Below are 16,460 nucleotides of genomic sequence, written 5' to 3' on the forward strand. Positions count from 1 at the left end.
CGGCGTGGCGCGCCTGCTGCCTACCTTGTCCATCATGCCTCTGTGTTAAGCGGCGCACCGCGCCAGCGGCTGCGGTGTCGCACAATAAGGCTCTACTCATCACGCGGGAAGGCTCCCAGTGAAACCTCTGATCGTTATCGGCGCATCGGCGGGCGGCGTGGAAGCCCTGTCTGTCATTTTTTCCAGCCTGCCGCCTGACTTTCCGGCGGCGGTGCTGGTGGTCACCCATATCGGCGCGCGCGACAGCGTGCTGCCTGAACTGCTGGCGAAAACTTCGGCCTTGCCGGTACGCTATGCACGCGACGGCGAACCGCTACTTGCGGGCCGCATCCTGATCGCGCCACCGGACCAGCATATGCTGGTCACTTCGCTGGACGGGCAAAGCGTGATCGAGCTGACGCGCGGCCCCAAGGAAAACCATACGCGCCCGGCCATCGATCCACTGTTTCGTACGGCAGCCGCTGCCGCTGGCGCCAATGTGATCGGGGTCGTGCTGACCGGCTTTCTCGACGATGGTACCGCCGGTCTTGCCGCCATCAAAGCCTGCGGCGGCACGGCCATCGTGCAGCAGCCGTCCGAAGCGGTGGCGCCGTCGATGCCGCAAAGCGCCTTGCTCAATGTCCAGGTTGACCAGTGCCTGCCGGTAGCGCAGATCGGCCCGGCCTTGCTGGCGCTGGTGATCGGGCGTCAGTCGGCTGCCATTACGTCTGCGATACCCGAGGTGACGGTGGTGGAAAATCGTTTTGCCAGGGGAGGCGGCGATATGGAAGAGCTGCAGAAAATTGCCACGCCGTCGACCTTTACCTGTCCGGAATGCCATGGCGCCCTGTGGGAGTTGCACGCACAGCAGCCCAGGCGTTTTCGCTGCCATACCGGACACAGCTTTACCTCCACCATCCTGGCCGAACTGCAACATGAAAAGGCCGAGGACGCCATCTGGGCGGCCGTGCGTGCGCTGCAGGAAAAACAGCGCCTGTACGAAAGTCTGGCCGCCAAGGCCACGACCTGGCGCCATGCCGGTACCGCCATCGATTATGCGGCCAAGGCAGCGCAGGCGCACGAGCAGGCTGAACTGCTACGCAGCGTGCTGCTCAAGGCCGCCGCCTGACCAATGATTGCCACTGACAGCATTCCACGAGAATGTAAAATATTGCTTGATATCACTGAGCCAGGCAAAGATTTTTGCCATACATTTTATTATCATGCAACTGACTCTGGCTAGCCGTGGCACGCTTGATCGCGTGAACTGGCTGCATCGCTATCATGGTTTGCAGGCCGCATACAGCAAGGCTTTAGTGGAAAGTAAGCAATCGGCTTGAAGCCCTGTAGTCCCTCTCCCACCACATATTTCTGCGCGGAATAGCCAGCGCAACCGTTACCAAACATTGTTAAAATTTGTTTACTTTCTTGCTATTCCAGTAAGGCAGTCAACAAGGGGGCATCATGTGCTGGTTTAACCACGTGCGCTTGCAGCTGGCACCGCTCCCGTTGAGCAGTTTCAGGTCGCGCTGGAACGCCCAGGCAACCAGCGGGGCGGGCATATGAACGCACCGCCGACCAGGCTAGATCAGCCTTCGCCATTTGCCAGTTACTGGCAGGCCGGTTATGAAGGCGCTGACCACGTCAATCATGGCGGCGTGCCGCAGGACATGAACCAGTCCAACGGCCACCAGCAGCGTGGCCGCGCCGATTACGCCTTGCTGCAGCAGTTCGGCATCTGCACGGTGCGTGAATCGATCGGCTGGCGCCTGGCCGAGCAGGACGGCGTAGTTGACCTGCGCTTTCTCGATGAGCGACTGCAAGCGGCGCAGGAGTTCGGCCTGCAGATCTGCTGGACGTTCTGCCACTATGGCTGGCCAGCCGACATCGATGTCTATGGGCCGCAGTTTGTGTCGCGCTTTGCACGCTTTTGCCGCGCCTGCGCCGAGTACCTGGCGCCTTATGGCGGCGCCGCGCCGGTCTATTCGCCGATCAATGAACTGTCATTTACCAGCTGGGGCCTGTCGGTGCATATGTTCCGTTGCAACAATATGCACGATGAGCGCGCCGGCAGCGAAGCCAAGCGCCAGCTGGTGCGTGCCAGTATTGCCGGCAGCGACGCCATCTGGCAGGTCACGCCCGGCGCGCGCCTGCTGCAGTGCGACCCGCTGATCCATATCGTCGCGCCCGAGGCCATGCCCGAATGGCAGGCGCAGGCAGCAAGCTGGCGGGCAGCGCAGTACGACGCCTGGGACATGCTGTGCGGGCGCCTTGAACCGGAACTGGGCGGCGCACCGCGCTATCTCGATCTGATCGGCGCCAACTATTACCACGACAACCAATGGGAATGCGGCAGCAATATGCGCCTGTGGTGGCACCTGGCCGACACGCGCCGCCTGCCGCTACACCAGCTGCTGGTCGAAGTCCACCAGCGCTACGGGCGGCCGATACTGATCGCCGAAACCAGCCATGTCGGCAGCGGGCGCGGCGCCTGGATACGCGAGATCGCCGCCGAGGCGGCGCTGGCGACCGGGCAGGGCGTTGATTGCCTGGGCATCTGCCTGTATCCGGCCATCGACCGGCCCGCCTGGGACCAGCCACAGCAGTGGCACCGCAGCGGCTTGTGGGATCTGGCGCACGAGGCGCCCGACCCACTGCAACGCCAGCTGGTTTTGCCCTATGCGCAGGCGATCACGCAAGCGCAACAGCTCACTGCCAATCTGTGCGAACGCGCGCGCAAGCAATCGGCCCATCAGGCAAACGAACAACTGTGTGTCAATCTCGACCCACAGGGCAACTCCAGGGAGACCGTCATGCACAACCTTATTGTCTTTAGTCATCTGCGCTGGGATTTCGTCTATCAGCGCCCGCAGCAATTACTGACGCGTCTGGCCCAGCATTACCAGGTGATTTTCATTGAAGAGCCGGTGTACGACCCTGGCCAGGCACGGCTGCAGTCCAGTACGCCGGCGCCGAACGTGACCGTCATCCGGCCGCACACGCCGGTGCATGCGCCCGGCTTTCATGACGAACAGATTCCCGTGCTGCAGTCGCTGCTCGATGGCTTGCTGCCGGAGCGTTCGGCGCCCATCGTCTGGTTCTATACGCCGATGGCCTTGCCGTTGCTGGCCTGCTTTGAGCCGGCGCTGGTGGTCTACGACTGCATGGACGAACTGTCGGCCTTCCGCTCGTCACCGCGCCAGTTGCTGCAACGCGAGTCGGCGCTGCTCAACCTGGCCAGCCTGGTGTTTACCGGCGGACCGAGCCTGTACGAGGCCAAGCGCACCCGCCATGCCCATGTGCATTGCTTTGCCAGCAGCGTCGACGCGATTCATTTTGAACAGGCGCTTGACCGCAGCAACGCCCATCCCATGCAGGACCAGCTTGCCCGGCCACGCCTTGGCTACTATGGCGTGATCGACGAGCGGTTCGATGCCGATCTGATCGCCGCACTGGCCGACGCCCACCCCGAGTGGCAGATCGTGCTGGTCGGGCCGGTGGTCAAGATCGATGCAGCCACGCTGCCGCAGCGCCACAATATCCATTACCTGGGCCAGCAGCCATACCAGGCGCTGCCGCAGTTCCTGGCTGGCTGGGATGTGTGCCTGATGCCGTTTGCACTGAACGAAGCGACGCGCTATATCAGCCCGACCAAGGTGCTTGAATACATGGCGGCCGAGCTGCCCATCGTCAGCACGGCGATCCACGACGTGGCCGTGCCTTACGGCGATATCGTGGCCATCGGCCGCGACCATGCCGGTTTTATTGCCAGCTGTGAAGCGGCACTGGCGCAGACGCCGCAACAAACTGCCACCATGGCCGGGCGCATGCGCGAGATCGTCGCCGGTACTTCGTGGGACGCCACCGCCACGCAGATGCACGGCTTGCTGGAACAGGCCTTGCACCAGGGCGCCACTGCCGGCGCGGCCAGCGAGGCCAGCAACAACCAGACCAGCGACAACCAGGCCAGCGACAGCGCGGCAAGCGCACCGGTGCCGCAGAGCGAAACCGGCAAGGTCAATGCGCTGCGTGCGACCGGCGCCAGCCAGGCGGTGGACTGCGTGATTATCGGCGGCGGTCCCACCGGCTTGTCGGCCGCCTATCATGGCGACGCCAATACGGTGATGTTTGAGCGCCATGGCAGCGTGGGCGGCTGGTGCCGGTCGCTGCAGGACGGTGGTTTTACCTTCGATTACGCCGGCCACATCATGTTTTCCAATGACCCCTATGTGCTCAAGCTGTATGACATCCTGCTCGGCGAGAACCAGCACTGGCAGATGCGCGAAGCCTGGGTCTACAGCAAGGGCGTGCATACGCGCTATCCGTTCCAAGGGGCACTGTATGGCTTGCCGCCCGAGGTGATCAAGGAATGCATCCTGGGCGCCATCGAGGCGCGCCATGGCGCCAGTGCGGCGCCATCCAGTGCGCCAGTTGTGTGCAAGGTGCAGCCGCCGGGGCAAAAGCTTCTCGACGACTGCTGCGCCGATGGTGCGGCCATAACGGGGTCGGTCAAACAGGCTGGCGAGGCCAGGGCCGCTTCTGCTGAACCTGACGCGGCCGCTTCCGCCGCGCCGGCCACGCAAAGCTTTGAGGACTTTATCTACCGCGTATGGGGTAGTGGTATCGCGCGCCACTTTGCCATTCCCTACAACAAGAAGCTGTGGACCGTGCCGCTGGCAGAGATGGAAACGTCATGGCTGGGCGGACGGGTGCCGCTGCCTGACCTCGGTGAAATCATCGATGGTGCGCTGCAGCCGGTAGCGCGGCCGATGGGGCCCAATGCGCGCTTTGGCTATCCGCGCCGTGGCGGCTTCCAGGCGCTGATGAACGGCTTTTTGCCGCATATCCGCGGCAAGCTTGAGCTCAATGCCGAGGTGGCGCAGGTGCTGCCGCTTGAGCATATGCTGGCGCTGGCCGACGGGCGCCGCTACCGCTATGAGCACTTGATCAGCACCATGCCGCTGCCGGAGTTGATCCGGCTGATCGGTGCGCAGGCACCAGAGGCGGTCAAGGCGGCGGCGCGCGCCTTGCGCCACGTGTCGATCCGCTGCGTCAATATCGGCGTGGCGCGCGAGCATGTCACCGACAAGCACTGGATTTATTACCCGGAAGACAGCATCTTTCACCGCATCTTTGTGCAGGGCAACGCCAGTCCTGAATGCAATGCGCCGGGCGGCTTTGGTTTTACCTGCGAAATCTCGTATTCGCCGTACAAGCCCTTGCCCTGCGATGGGCAGGAGCTGATCCGGCGCTGCGTGGAAGACTGCATCAGGGTCGGTTTCCTGCGCGCCGACGACAAGGTGCTGGTGGCCAACCAGGTCGACATGCCGTATGCCTATGTAGTGTATGACCACGCGCGCGCCGCCAATGTGGCGCTGATACGCCACTGGCTCGAACAGCACGATATCGTGCTGGCCGGGCGCTACAGCGAGTGGGAATACTACAACTCCGACCATGCTTTCCTGGCCGGGCGCAAGGCGATGGACAAGGTGCGTTCTGCTGCTGGCGGCAGCCGGCAGGCGGCCAAATCCTAGGGCTGGCCTGTTGCCTGCGCCGCCGGCGCTGGCGGGTTCTTTGGCTGGGCCACGACTTGTGCGCGGTAGATGCCGTCCTGGCCGGAGAACTGGTAGGCAACAAAGCAGCCGATGGCGGCGTAGATGCCGATTTCTGCGCCGAACAGTTCGATGGCCATCAGCGTCGAGGCGATTGGCGTATTGGCTGCGCCGGCAAATACGGCCACGAAGCCGACTGCGGCCAGCAGGGCGAACGGCTGGTGCAGCACCGGCGCCAGCGCATTGCCCAGAGTCGAGCCGATAAAGAACAGCGGCGTGACCTCGCCGCCCTTGAAGCCGCTGCCCAGCGAGACGATGGTAAACGCCATCTTGGCCAGGAAATCGTGCGCCGGCAGCGGCTGCAGCAGCGAGTCGACGATGGTGGGAATGCCCAGGCCGATATAGCGCTCGGTGCCCAGCAGCCAGACCGCCGTTGCCACCACCAGGCCGCCGGCCAGCGGGCGCAGCGGCGGCCAGACCAGCAGCCGCTTCATCAGCGCAGCGAGTGCATGGGTGGCTTGCGCAAACACCCTGGCGGTCAGGCCGAACAGCACGCCGGCGATCACCATGGCGCCCAGGCTCCAAGCCGTGACCGTGGGTACCAGCGGCGCTGCATAATGGGTATGATGCGCGCCCCACAGCAGGCCGACCTGGTCGGCCAGTACGGCGGCCAGCAGGCACGGCACGATGGCGTTGTAGCGCATGCGGCCGATGGCCAGCACTTCCAGCCCGAAGATGGCGCCGGCCAGCGGCGTGCCGAAAATCGAGGCAAAGCCGGCGCTGATACCGGCCATGATCACGATGCGCCGCTCATCTTCATCAAGCCTGAACAGGCCGGTGAGCTGGTCGGCCATTGCGCCGGCCATCTGCACGGCCGTGCCTTCGCGGCCGACCGAGGCGCCGAACAGGTGCGAGACGATGGTGCCGGCCAGTACCAGCGGCGCCATGCGCAGCGGCACGATTTTTGTCGGTGTGCGCGTTTGCGTGATCAGCACGCCGACACCGCCGTCGACTTCACGGCCAAAGCGCCAGTACAGCCAGCCGACCGCAAGGCCAGCCAGCGGCAGCAACCAGATCAGCCAGGCATGCGTACTGCGCGTACTGGCGGCCCAGTCGAGGGCAAACAGGAAAAAGGCCGAAGCCGTGCCGGCCATGGCCGCCACCAGCGCTGCGATCAGCAGCCACTTGAGCAAGGTGAATAAAAGCTGGCGCAGGTCGGCGAGGGTGTTGAGCATGGGCAGCGTGCGATGCTAGATCGGTGGCAAGGCCAGTTCGGCCAGCAGCGTCTGGCCGATGGCGCGCTGCTCGGCCAGGATGGCGCGCAAGTGATGAGGACGGGTCTGCACGTTGCTCATCACCACCCGCAGCACATTGGTCGGGCCGGGGTAAGGTGTCGACTCGAGCACGGTGCGCGAGACAAAGCTGCGCCCTTCGGCTTTCTGGCGGTTCTGCAGCTTGGCGTTGAGGGTATTGAGTTGCGCATTGAGCTGCGTGGCCAGTACCGTGTTGCCCTCGGCCAGCAGTTCGGCCATGCGCGCGCGCATGCGGGCGGGCGCATAGCGGTAAGTGAGGATAAAGGTATCGGAACGGGTGACCAGCTCAAAGTCCTGCTGGTCGGCCAGCAGCGCCTGGAACTGCGCGCTGAGGGTGGCGGCCTGCTGCAGCAGTGTGCCGTAGCCGTCCAGGCCCAGCACCTTGAACGACGTCCACAGCTTGAGTGCGTCGAAGCGGCGCGAGCCTTCCAGCGAAGTCTGGCCCAGGTCGCCTGAATTGTCGCGCAGAATGTAATTGGCGTTGTGCTTGAGCAGGTTGAGGCTGGCGCTGTCGCGCATCAGCACCATGCTTTGCGCCATCGGCACCCATAGCAGCTTGTGCCCGTCGATCACCACCGAGTCGGCCAGTTCGATGCCTGCATACAAGTGTCGGTACTGTTCGGCCACCAGCAGCGCGCCGCCCCAGGCCGCGTCGACATGGAACCAGATTTGTTCGCGCGCGGCAATGGCGGCCAGCTGCGCCAGCGGATCGATGGCGCCCGTTTCGGTGGCGCCGGCAATGCCGACCAGCGCCACGATTTTGATATGGCGCGCCTTGAGGTCGGCTATCGTCACCTCCAGCGCTGCCAGGTCGATACGGTTGTCGCCATCGACCGGCACCAGATGCAAGGCGTTTTCACCCAGGCCCAGGCTGGCCAGCGCTTTCTTGATCGAGTAGTGGCTGCGCGCCGAACCGATCACGGCCAGGCCGCTGTAGCCGGACTCCTGCATTGTCGCAAACAGGCCGCGCTTGCGCGTGCCGGGCAACTGCTTTTCCAGCGCCACCGCCAGCGCGGTGAGATTGCCCATGGTGCCGCCGTTGACCATATTGCCCAGCGCGCCGCTGGTGGCCGACATAGACTGCACATAGACTTCTTCGGGGTGGCGGTAGACCTGGCGGTGCAGCCAGCCCAGCAGCTGCTTTTCTATCAGGGTCGAGACATAGGCCGTTTCGATCTTGACCTGGTTCTGGTTCAGCGCTGCCGTAAACGCTTCGGCCAGCACGCTGATCCAGGGCAGGGCCTGGGTCATATGGCCGATATATTGCGGATGATTGAGCTGGGCCGTATTGGCCAGCACGGTGTGCTGCAGATGCTCGAGGAATTGCATCACCGGCATGCCGGTGTCGGGCGCGCTGGTGGCCGTCAGCTCTTCGATCAGTTCGGCATACGGCACATGCGGATACGGTGCATGCTCGGCCGACAGCCAGCTGCCGAGCATGCGCAGCGCCTGCTGCAGGGCAGCCGGCGACTGCTGCAGGGCAGCGATGGAGAAGTGCTGCTGCAGCAGCAGCTCGAGTGGGGTGTCGGTCATAGGGGAATTCTTGTTCAGTGCTGCAGAAAATCTTGGATCCGACTTAGCGCATATCTCGTAGGTTGGATTAGCCGGAACGGCGTAATCCAACAAGATCAGCCGCGGTCGCCGGTAATATTGTCGGATTACGCCGCTACGCGGCTAATCCGACCTACATCAGTTAAAAGTAGTTCAAGCCCAGCGCCGACTTGACTTCATCGGCCGTGCGCGCTGCCACTTCGCGCGCGCGCAGCGTGCCTTCGCGCAGCATCTGGATCACCTGGCCCTTGTCCTTGGCAAACTCTTCGCGGCGCGCGCGGATCGGCGCCAGCATATCCTGCAGCACCACTTCCAGGCGTTTCTTGACGATGCTGTCGCCCAGGCCGCCGCGAACGTAGTGGGCCTTCATCTCTTCGAGCGCCGCCTTGTCCTGGTCGAAGGCGTCCAGGTAGATAAAGGCCACATTGCCTTCCAGGTGGCCAGGGTCGGCCACGCGCAGGTGCAGCGGGTCGGTATAAACTTTTTTGACGGCAGCGGTGATCTCGTCGGGCGTGGCGCCCAGGTTGATGGTGTTGCCCAGCGATTTACTCATCTTGGCCTTGCCGTCGATGCCGGGCAGGCGGCCGATTTCCGGCACCAGGGCTTTGCATTCCATCAGCACTTCGCGGTTGTACATGCGGTTGAAGCGGCGCACGATCTCGTTGGTCTGCTCGATCATCGGGATCTGGTCTTCGCCGACCGGCACCACGCCGGCCTTGAAGGCGGTAATGTCGGCAGCCTGGCTGGCCGGGTAGGTCAGGAAGCCGGCCGGAATATCGCGCTCGAAGCCGCGCAGGCGGATTTCTTCCTTGACGGTCGGGTTGCGCTCAAGGCGCGCCACGGTCACGATGTTCAGGTAGTAAAACGTCAGTTCGGCCAGTTCGGGTATCTGCGACTGGATAAAGACGGTGGTCTTGGCCGGGTCGATGCCGACGGCCAGGTAATCGAGCGCCACTTCCACCACGTTGCGGTGAACCTTGTCGATATCGTCCATATTGTCGGTCAGCGCCTGGGCGTCGGCCAGCATAATGAACTGCTTGTAGTCGTGCTGGTAGGCCACGCGGTTGCGCAGGCTGCCCACGTAATGGCCCAGGTGCAGCGGGCCGGTCGGGCGGTCGCCGGTCAGGATCACCGATTGCGAGGCGATGGCGGCAGCCGACAGCGGCGCGGCAGGTGCATCGGTGTTAACGGTGTCGGTATCGGGAGTGTTCGGCAAGCTCATCAAGTTTCCTTTCGAGCCGCCTTCATCGGGGATGATCCAGGTTTTGCCTGTTACGCCACCGATCGAGGCGGCGTTTGATCATGTTTATATCACTGTGCAGTGGCCGCGCGAAAGTGAGCGGGACCACCAATGCATGCAAGCGCGTTGTGACGGAATAAAATTCATGGCGGTATGGTTGCAGTTTGTCAGCGGTCTGTCAAGTCAAAGACAGACTGCCAGCAAGGGCACTGCACTGCTGCTCTTGCTTTCCGGGTACTATTGCCGACTGATAATTGTTCTGTCCCGGAGACCCCATGATGTTTGCCCGACCTTTGCGCCCTGGCTGCCTGGCGCTTGCTGCTGCGCTGCTCTGTTCCCCTGCGCTGGCGCAGATTGCACCGATGACACCCGACATCGGCGCCAAGCTGGAGATGCCGGACCTGAACGACTACGTCAAGCGCGTGGTGATGATCCCGATGCGCGACGGCGTCAAGCTCTATACCGTGATCGTGGTGCCGAAAGGGGCGCAGCGCGCACCGATCATGCTGACCCGCACGCCGTACAACGCTGCCCGCCGCGCCCAGCGCGCCGCCAGCCCCAGCATGCTGGCCATGCTGCCGCAAGGCGACGATACGCTGGTGGAAAACGGCTATATCCGCGTTTTCCAGGATGTGCGCGGCAAATACGGCTCCGAAGGCGACTATGTGATGACGCGCCCGGTACGCGGCCCGCTCAATCACACCAAAGTCGACAACGTGACCGATGCCTGGGACACCATTGACTGGCTGTCAAAAAATATCCCCGAGAGCAACGGCAAGGTCGGCATGCTGGGCTCGTCCTACGAAGGTCATACGGTGTTGATGGCGCTGGTCGATCCGCACCCGGCGCTGAAAGTGGCCGTGCCCATGAGTGCCATGGTTGACGGCTGGCGCGGCGACGACTGGTTCCATAACGGCGCCTTCCGCATGCCCAGCCTTGGTTATATCGCCGGCCAGACCAGTGTGCGCGGCGCCGGCCAGTCGCCGGCGCTGGGCGCCTGGGACGATTACGATGCCTACCTGCGCATCGGCTCGGCCGGCGATTTTGCCAGAAAATTCGGTATCGACCAGCTCACCTATACCAAAAAACTGTTTGCGCACCCGGCCTACGACAGCTACTGGCAGGAACAGGCGCTCGACAAGATCCTCGCCAAGCGGCCATTGACGGTACCCACCATGCATGTGGTGGGGCAGTGGGATCAGGAGGATATTTACGGTCCTTACGCCACCTACAGCGCCATGGAGGGCCGGGACAAGGGCAACAAGCTCAACTATCTGGCTATCGGCCCGTGGCGCCATAGCGGCGTCAACTATGAAGGCTCCAGTCTGGGTGCGCTCAAGTTTGACGGCGATACGGCGCGCCAGTTCCGTGCAAAAGTCATGCAGCCCTTCCTCAACCAGTATCTGAAAGATGGTGCGCCCGAGGCCGCCACGCCGCCGGTGCTGTCCTACCAGAGCGGCACCAACCAGTGGCAGCGCCTGCAGCGCTGGCCGCTGGCCTGCGAAACGTGCGACACGCCGTTGACGCCGGTCTATCTGCAGGACGGCTATCAGCTGGCCTTTGCCGCCCCGGCCGGCGCCCAGGACACTGCCGGCGCCTATGATGAATACGTGGCCGATCCGGCCAAGCCGGTGCCGTTCGTGCCGCGTCCGGTGCGCCTCAACGATGGCGATGTATGGAAGCCCTGGCTGGTCAGCGACCAGCGCGGCTACGCCGACCGCACCGACGTGCTCAGCTATGTTTCGGCGCCGCTCAAAGAGGCGGTGCGGATCGCCGGCGCGCCGATGGTCAACCTGTTTGCCGCCACCAGCGGCAGCGATGCCGACTGGGTGGTCAAGCTGATCGATGTGTATCCCGATGAAGTGCCGTCGCAGCCGGCCATGGGCGGCTACCAGTTGGGCGTGGCGATGGATATCTTCCGCGGCCGTTATCGCAACAGCCTCGAGCATCCGACCGCAATTGCCTCAGGCAGCATCGAACGCTACCGCTTTGCGCTGCCCAACGCCAACCATGTGTTTTTACCGGGACACCGCATTGCCGTGCAGATCCAGTCCAGCTGGTTCCCGCTGTACGACCGCAATCCGCAGACCTTTGTGCCGAATATTTTCCTGGCTCAACCACAGGATTATCAAAAGGCGACCCAGCGCGTGTACCACGCGCAAGGCGCAGCGACGGCCATCGAGCTGCCGATCGTGCCCAAGGAGTAGGAAGGCAGGCTGTCTTAGCGCGGCCGTATGCTGGCCGCCACCAGCTCGGGCCGGTGGTGGCGCTGGAAGCTCTCCAGCACGGCGCCCGAGCGGGCGGCCTTTTCCAGCAAGTCGCGCAGCAGCGTCTGGTCGTCGGTGTTGAGCGACTTGCGCGACAGATAGGCGCCGCTCTGGCCCCATGGCAGTTCGGGCAAGGCTTCCAGGCGCAGCTTGTCGGCCAGGCCATGCACGCGCGCATCGTTCTGCGCCACGCCGGCCAGGATGGTCGGGCCCATGATGGTGGCGTCGATAAAGCCGCTTTGCATCAGGCGCGCCACGGACAGTGCATCGACTTCGTAGAACAGCCGGCCCTGGCTGCTCAGCTCCCTGGCCATTAACTGGTACGGCGTGCCATAGTCATAGCCGCGCACCAGCGCCACGCGCAGCTCGCGCCGCTCGATCAGTTCCTGCATATTGCTGATCGGCGCGCGCGTGCCGGCCAGCGTGATCAGCAAGGGGCGGTTGCCCAGCAGCGGGATAAACAGGCCGTGCTGGTCGCGTCGGGGCGTGCTGGTGGCGGGAATCAGGATATCGGCCTTGCCGGCCTCGAACAACGCTTCGAGCCGGGCGCGCGGCACCGGCGTGAAAATGAAATTGCAGCCCATTTTGGCGCCCAGCGTACGCAGCACGTCAGGATACACGCCGGTTATGCTGTTGCCATTGATCACCACGCTCGCACCGATAGGCGCGACGGGCACCACGATATCGCGCGAACAGTCGCCCCATGCCAGGGTAGGCAGGAGCAGCGCCAGCACGGCCGTGGTCCGGCGCCAGGCGCGGCAGTAAAAGTCAGTCATTCCCCATCCTTGCTTGCCATCGTTTGCCTGGCGGGTTGCGCCTGGCATTGTATTTGCCATTCTCGCCGATTTATTTCCCCATTGCAACTTTGCTCCGTACGCGTGTCCGGAAGTAGCGCCAGGCCACCAGCATGCCCAGCGTCTGCATCAGGGCGCAGACATAAAACGTGCTGCCGACGCGCCAGTCGCGCGCCGGCAGGTGGCTTACTTCACCGAGGATTACGCTGCCCAGCAGCGGCATGATAATAATGCCAAGACTGCTGATCGATTGCAAGGAACCCATCAGTTCGCCCTGTTCGGCCGCATCCGAGGCCTTCGAGATAATGCCCTGCAGGGCCGGGCCGGCGGCAAACGCCAGCAGGTTGCACAGGATCAGCGCGTACATCATCCAGCCTTCGGTTGCCAGGCCGTACAGCAGATAAGTGATGGCGCCCGAGGCCATGCCCAGCAGCGACAGCCGCACGTCGCCCAGGCGCTTGATCAGCAGCCCTAGCAAGCCGGCCTGCACGACGGCGGCGCACAGGCCGACGCAAAACAGCGCAATGCCGTTCTGGCGCGGCGTCCAGTCGAAACGGAAATGCGTATAGAGCACCCAGGTGCTGTTGAGCATCATCTGCGCAAACGTCATCAGGCCAAAGGCCAGCACCAGGCCGCGGATATCGACCCGGCGCATCAGTTTGAGCAGCGCTGCCAGCGGGTTGATGCGCGCCAGCGTGAAGGGCGGGCGCGGACCGGGCGGCAGCGACTCCGGCACGAACAGATAGCCATAGATGAAATTGGCCGCTGACAGGCCGGCCGCGACAAAAAACGGCAGGTGCAGGTTGACGTCACCCAGGAGGCCGCCCAGCATCGGGCCGCAAATAAAGCCCAGGCCGAAGGCCGCGCCGATCTTGCCAAAGCTCTTTGCGCGGTTGTCGGGCGTGGAAATGTCCGAAGCGTAAGCGGAGGCGACCGACATGCTGGCCGAGGAAATGCCGCCGATAATGCGGCCGATAAACAGGCAGGCCAGGTTCGGCGCCCAGCCCGTGGCCAGGAAGTTGATGCACATGCCGCCCATCGAATAGAGCATCACCGGGCGACGCCCGACGCGGTCGCTGATCGCCCCCAGCATGGGCATAAAGATAAACTGCAGCAAACCGAATACGGCGGCCAGGATGCCGTACCACATGGCCTGCTGGTCCTTGCCGTTGACAAAGTCGCCGAGCAGGATCGGCAGCACCGGCACCACCAGGCCGATGCCGAGCATGTCGATAAAGACGCACACGAGGATGAAGTTGAGATTGCCGGCCGAGGCGTTCGGCTTGGCTGGCGTGTCACTGGGCGTTGGTGCAATAGGATCTGGCATGCAGGCTTTCAGCGCGCATCCTGACCAGACAATGGCCGACCAGGATACCGGTTGTTGGCTGCGCCGGCCTGGGCCGCCGCTGGCTCAATATTGCATTATAGTCAGCCTGACAGCGGCTGGCTATGGTGGCCGCTGCCAGGCTGACTATCATTGTCCGTGCCCCATTCTTCGGCAAACGCTGCGCGAAAATCGGTGATCAGTGCCAGCCGCTGTTGGGCCAGCGCGCGGCCAGCCGGCGTCTGCATCTTGCCCGGCAATTGGGCCAGCTTGACGGCAATGTGGTCAAGCGCGTAGGCCTTGTCGTCGAGCGCGCGGCTCTGTCCCAGCGGATCGCTGCCGTGCGCCAGCGCACTGCCCATTCGCGCCGAGATATAAAACAGCCGCGCCAGGCCTACGGCGCCGAGCGCGTCGATGCGGTCGGCGTCCTGCACGATCTGCGCTTCGATGGTGGTGGGCGTCAGGTTGGCCGAAAAACTGTGCGTTTCGATGGCGTGCGCCACCGCAGCCAGTTTTTCTTGTGGAAAATCAAGTGCAACCAGTTGCTGCGTCGCCAGCGCAGCCGCCTGGCGCGACGCCAGGTGTCGCTCGGGATGGTTCTTGGGCAGGTTGACCAGGTCGTGCAGGTAGCAGGCGGCCATCACCACCAGCGTGTCCGCTTCCCGGTGATGGTCGAGCAGAATGGCGGCATTGCGCCAGACGCGCTGCAGATGGCTGAGATCGTGGGCACTGTCGTCGCCCAGCGCAGCGGCGGCCAGGGTCTGCAGGCGGGATTGCCAGAGCGTTAATGAATTGCTACTTGTCATGCACATTGTCCTGATAATAGGGAATAGGGATTAGGGAATAGGGTGAAGAGGTGGCATATTGTGCCGGATTGAAATTGATTTGACATGGACTTGTCGTTGTTCTTATTGTATTTTGGAAATAATATATAACAGAGCAAGTTGTTTGGCGCTTTGGGCAAATCATTAATCACTGCGGAGGAAGCATGCGTATCGTAGCAATAGCAATGGCAGCATTATTACTGACCGGTGCCAGGCCAGCACTGGCGCTTGATGCGCCGAAGTTGAATTACAAGGAAGAGACGGCTTTTACCGGAACCCATATCCGACGCGATGTCCTGCGTGATAGCTGGCTGCCGATCAATCAGACCTATCAAGAGATGAGTCCGGAATATCAGCGCAAGCTGCGCGCGGTCTATAACAACCTGGCCGAAGATGACGAACCGCCATTTCCGCTCCATGGACTAGGCCCCAGCATCAAACAATTGCGAGAGGTACACCGCCGTATTGGCGGCACCGGTGAAATGAAATTGATCCTGTCGGTGGACTCCAATGGCGATGTTGGCGACGTCAGCGTCTATTCTGCGTCCAATGCGCGCATGGCCTACTACGGGGCGATCTTGCTGAGCAAGGAGAAGTTCAAGCCGGGCGTGTGCCATGGCGCGCCTTGTGCGATGGAATTCATGTACCGCTTTGAATACGCCTTTTTTGATGACGTGATCGACGATACCGCCGTGAAATAAATAGCTCTGTCACTGCCAAATGTGGGACTCGTCCCGGTGCAGCTCCAACCATGCTGTGCTCCCGACGACAGGCTCAGGCCGTCAGTGCTGCCCGGTTCAGGCCCTTCCACTATTTCTCATACAGACCATCAGACCACATAAGGCAGGCAATAGCGGTATCGGTATAGCCACAGAATGTTGTTGATAAAGAAAAAAATATGCGTCAATTGCACATTTTTAGTGCAGCTCGGATTTACATGCATTAATATTGCCGCACTGCAATTTTAATGCGCTCTTTTCCAACGCTTCCACAAGACGCCGCGTATCGACGTTTTTTCTAAAGGATCAACATGAGTATTACTTCCAGCGAGTCCGGCGCATCCATCGCCAATGCGGCCGAATACCTGGCCTTTACCCTGGGCCGCGAAGAGTATGGCATCGACATTCAAAAAGTCAGCGAAATTCGCAGCTATGAAACGCCAACCCGCATTGCCAACGCGCCCGAGTTCGTCAAAGGCGTGGTCAATCTGCGCGGCATTATCGTGCCCATCGTCGACATGCGCATCAAGTTCAATCTGGGCGCGCCAAGCTATGACCAATTTACCGTAGTGATCATCCTCAATATCGGCAACCGCGTGGTGGGCATGGTGGTTGACCGTGTCTCCGACGTAACGACCCTGCTGCCGGAACAGATCAAGCCGGCGCCCGATATGGGCAGCTCGATCAATACCGACTATGTGATTGGCCTGGGCACCGTTGACGAGCGCATGCTGATCCTGGTCAATATCGACCAGTTGATGTCGAGCGCGGACATGGGCCTGATTGAAAAACTGGCTGCGTGACAAGCTGACCCGGTCAGGCTTGACCTGGACGATTGTGCTTGCCTGCAAACAGGCGCACGCTTGCGCACCCGAGGCGTATGGTTCACCCGAACCG

11 protein-coding genes are annotated in these 16,460 nt (G+C 62.3%); 5 read left to right on the forward strand and 6 right to left on the reverse strand.

Features of this window, described 5'->3' with window-relative positions:
* Positions 1-118 precede the first annotated feature (118 nt).
* Positions 119-1,108: a chemotaxis protein CheB gene (locus GCM43_RS04675; RefSeq protein ID WP_152242346.1), complete on the forward strand. Its 990-nt coding sequence runs from the start codon at positions 119-121 to the stop codon at positions 1,106-1,108.
* Positions 1,109-1,541: 433 nt separating this feature from the next.
* On the forward strand, positions 1,542-5,513 hold the full coding sequence (locus GCM43_RS04680) for an NAD(P)-binding protein (RefSeq protein WP_152242347.1): 3,972 nt from the start codon (positions 1,542-1,544) through the stop codon (positions 5,511-5,513).
* Here the strand turns inward: GCM43_RS04680 and GCM43_RS04685 are convergent.
* The 3 genes from GCM43_RS04685 to trpS all read right to left on the reverse strand — a co-directional run bounded on the left by GCM43_RS04685 (position 5,510) and on the right by trpS (position 9,617).
* The gene (locus GCM43_RS04685) at positions 5,510-6,766 is read right to left on the reverse strand and encodes a voltage-gated chloride channel family protein (RefSeq protein WP_152242348.1); all 1,257 of its coding nucleotides are present in this window, start codon (positions 6,764-6,766) and stop codon (positions 5,510-5,512) included. The genes GCM43_RS04680 and GCM43_RS04685 overlap by 4 nt on opposite strands.
* Before the next feature lie 15 nt (positions 6,767-6,781).
* Positions 6,782-8,377: a pyridoxal-dependent decarboxylase gene (locus tag GCM43_RS04690; protein ID WP_152242349.1), complete on the reverse strand. Its 1,596-nt coding sequence runs from the start codon at positions 8,375-8,377 to the stop codon at positions 6,782-6,784.
* A 160-nt stretch (positions 8,378-8,537) separates the two neighbouring features.
* Positions 8,538-9,617 (reverse strand): tryptophan--tRNA ligase, encoded by a 1,080-nt coding sequence (trpS, locus tag GCM43_RS04695; RefSeq protein ID WP_226929318.1) that lies wholly within the window; start codon positions 9,615-9,617, stop codon positions 8,538-8,540.
* Positions 9,618-9,910: 293 nt separating this feature from the next.
* Here trpS and GCM43_RS04700 point away from each other — a divergent pair, with 293 nt between their 5' ends.
* The gene (locus tag GCM43_RS04700; RefSeq protein ID WP_152242350.1) at positions 9,911-11,842 is read left to right on the forward strand and encodes a CocE/NonD family hydrolase; all 1,932 of its coding nucleotides are present in this window, start codon (positions 9,911-9,913) and stop codon (positions 11,840-11,842) included.
* Between the two features lie 14 nt (positions 11,843-11,856).
* On the opposite strand, the gene GCM43_RS04705 is transcribed toward GCM43_RS04700, so the two are convergent.
* The 3 genes from GCM43_RS04705 to GCM43_RS04715 form a co-directional block, all read right to left on the reverse strand.
* On the reverse strand, positions 11,857-12,678 hold the full coding sequence (locus GCM43_RS04705; protein WP_152242351.1) for a substrate-binding periplasmic protein: 822 nt from the start codon (positions 12,676-12,678) through the stop codon (positions 11,857-11,859).
* Positions 12,679-12,748: 70 nt separating this feature from the next.
* Positions 12,749-14,023, reverse strand: a complete 1,275-nt coding sequence (locus GCM43_RS04710; protein ID WP_152242352.1) for a TCR/Tet family MFS transporter — start codon at positions 14,021-14,023, stop codon at positions 12,749-12,751.
* 101 nt (positions 14,024-14,124) lie between these two features.
* On the reverse strand, positions 14,125-14,826 hold the full coding sequence (locus GCM43_RS04715; protein ID WP_152242353.1) for an HD domain-containing protein: 702 nt from the start codon (positions 14,824-14,826) through the stop codon (positions 14,125-14,127).
* 182 nt (positions 14,827-15,008) lie between these two features.
* Here GCM43_RS04715 and GCM43_RS04720 point away from each other — a divergent pair, with 182 nt between their 5' ends.
* Entirely contained in the window at positions 15,009-15,545 is a 537-nt protein-coding gene (locus tag GCM43_RS04720; protein ID WP_152242354.1) for a hypothetical protein, read from the forward strand.
* 329 nt (positions 15,546-15,874) lie between these two features.
* Entirely contained in the window at positions 15,875-16,366 is a 492-nt protein-coding gene (locus GCM43_RS04725; protein ID WP_152242355.1) for a chemotaxis protein CheW, read from the forward strand.
* The last annotated feature ends 94 nt before the right edge of the window (positions 16,367-16,460 follow it).

Origin of the sequence: Janthinobacterium aquaticum, assembly GCF_009208565.1 — a bacterium.
GTDB lineage: Bacteria > Pseudomonadota > Gammaproteobacteria > Burkholderiales > Burkholderiaceae_D > Janthinobacterium.

Coding starts and splice junctions, on each gene's coding strand:
- GCM43_RS04720 (WP_152242354.1), top strand. CDS start 15,009: ATGCGTATCGTAGCAATAGCAATGGCAGCATTATTACTGACCGGTGCC.
- GCM43_RS04715 (WP_152242353.1), bottom strand. CDS start 14,826: ATGACAAGTAGCAATTCATTAACGCTCTGGCAATCCCGCCTGCAGACC.
- trpS (WP_226929318.1), bottom strand. CDS start 9,617: ATGAGCTTGCCGAACACTCCCGATACCGACACCGTTAACACCGATGCA.
- GCM43_RS04725 (WP_152242355.1), top strand. CDS start 15,875: ATGAGTATTACTTCCAGCGAGTCCGGCGCATCCATCGCCAATGCGGCC.
- GCM43_RS04700 (WP_152242350.1), top strand. CDS start 9,911: ATGATGTTTGCCCGACCTTTGCGCCCTGGCTGCCTGGCGCTTGCTGCT.
- GCM43_RS04680 (WP_152242347.1), top strand. CDS start 1,542: ATGAACGCACCGCCGACCAGGCTAGATCAGCCTTCGCCATTTGCCAGT.
- GCM43_RS04685 (WP_152242348.1), bottom strand. CDS start 6,766: ATGCTCAACACCCTCGCCGACCTGCGCCAGCTTTTATTCACCTTGCTC.
- GCM43_RS04710 (WP_152242352.1), bottom strand. CDS start 14,023: ATGCCAGATCCTATTGCACCAACGCCCAGTGACACGCCAGCCAAGCCG.
- GCM43_RS04690 (WP_152242349.1), bottom strand. CDS start 8,377: ATGACCGACACCCCACTCGAGCTGCTGCTGCAGCAGCACTTCTCCATC.
- GCM43_RS04705 (WP_152242351.1), bottom strand. CDS start 12,678: ATGACTGACTTTTACTGCCGCGCCTGGCGCCGGACCACGGCCGTGCTG.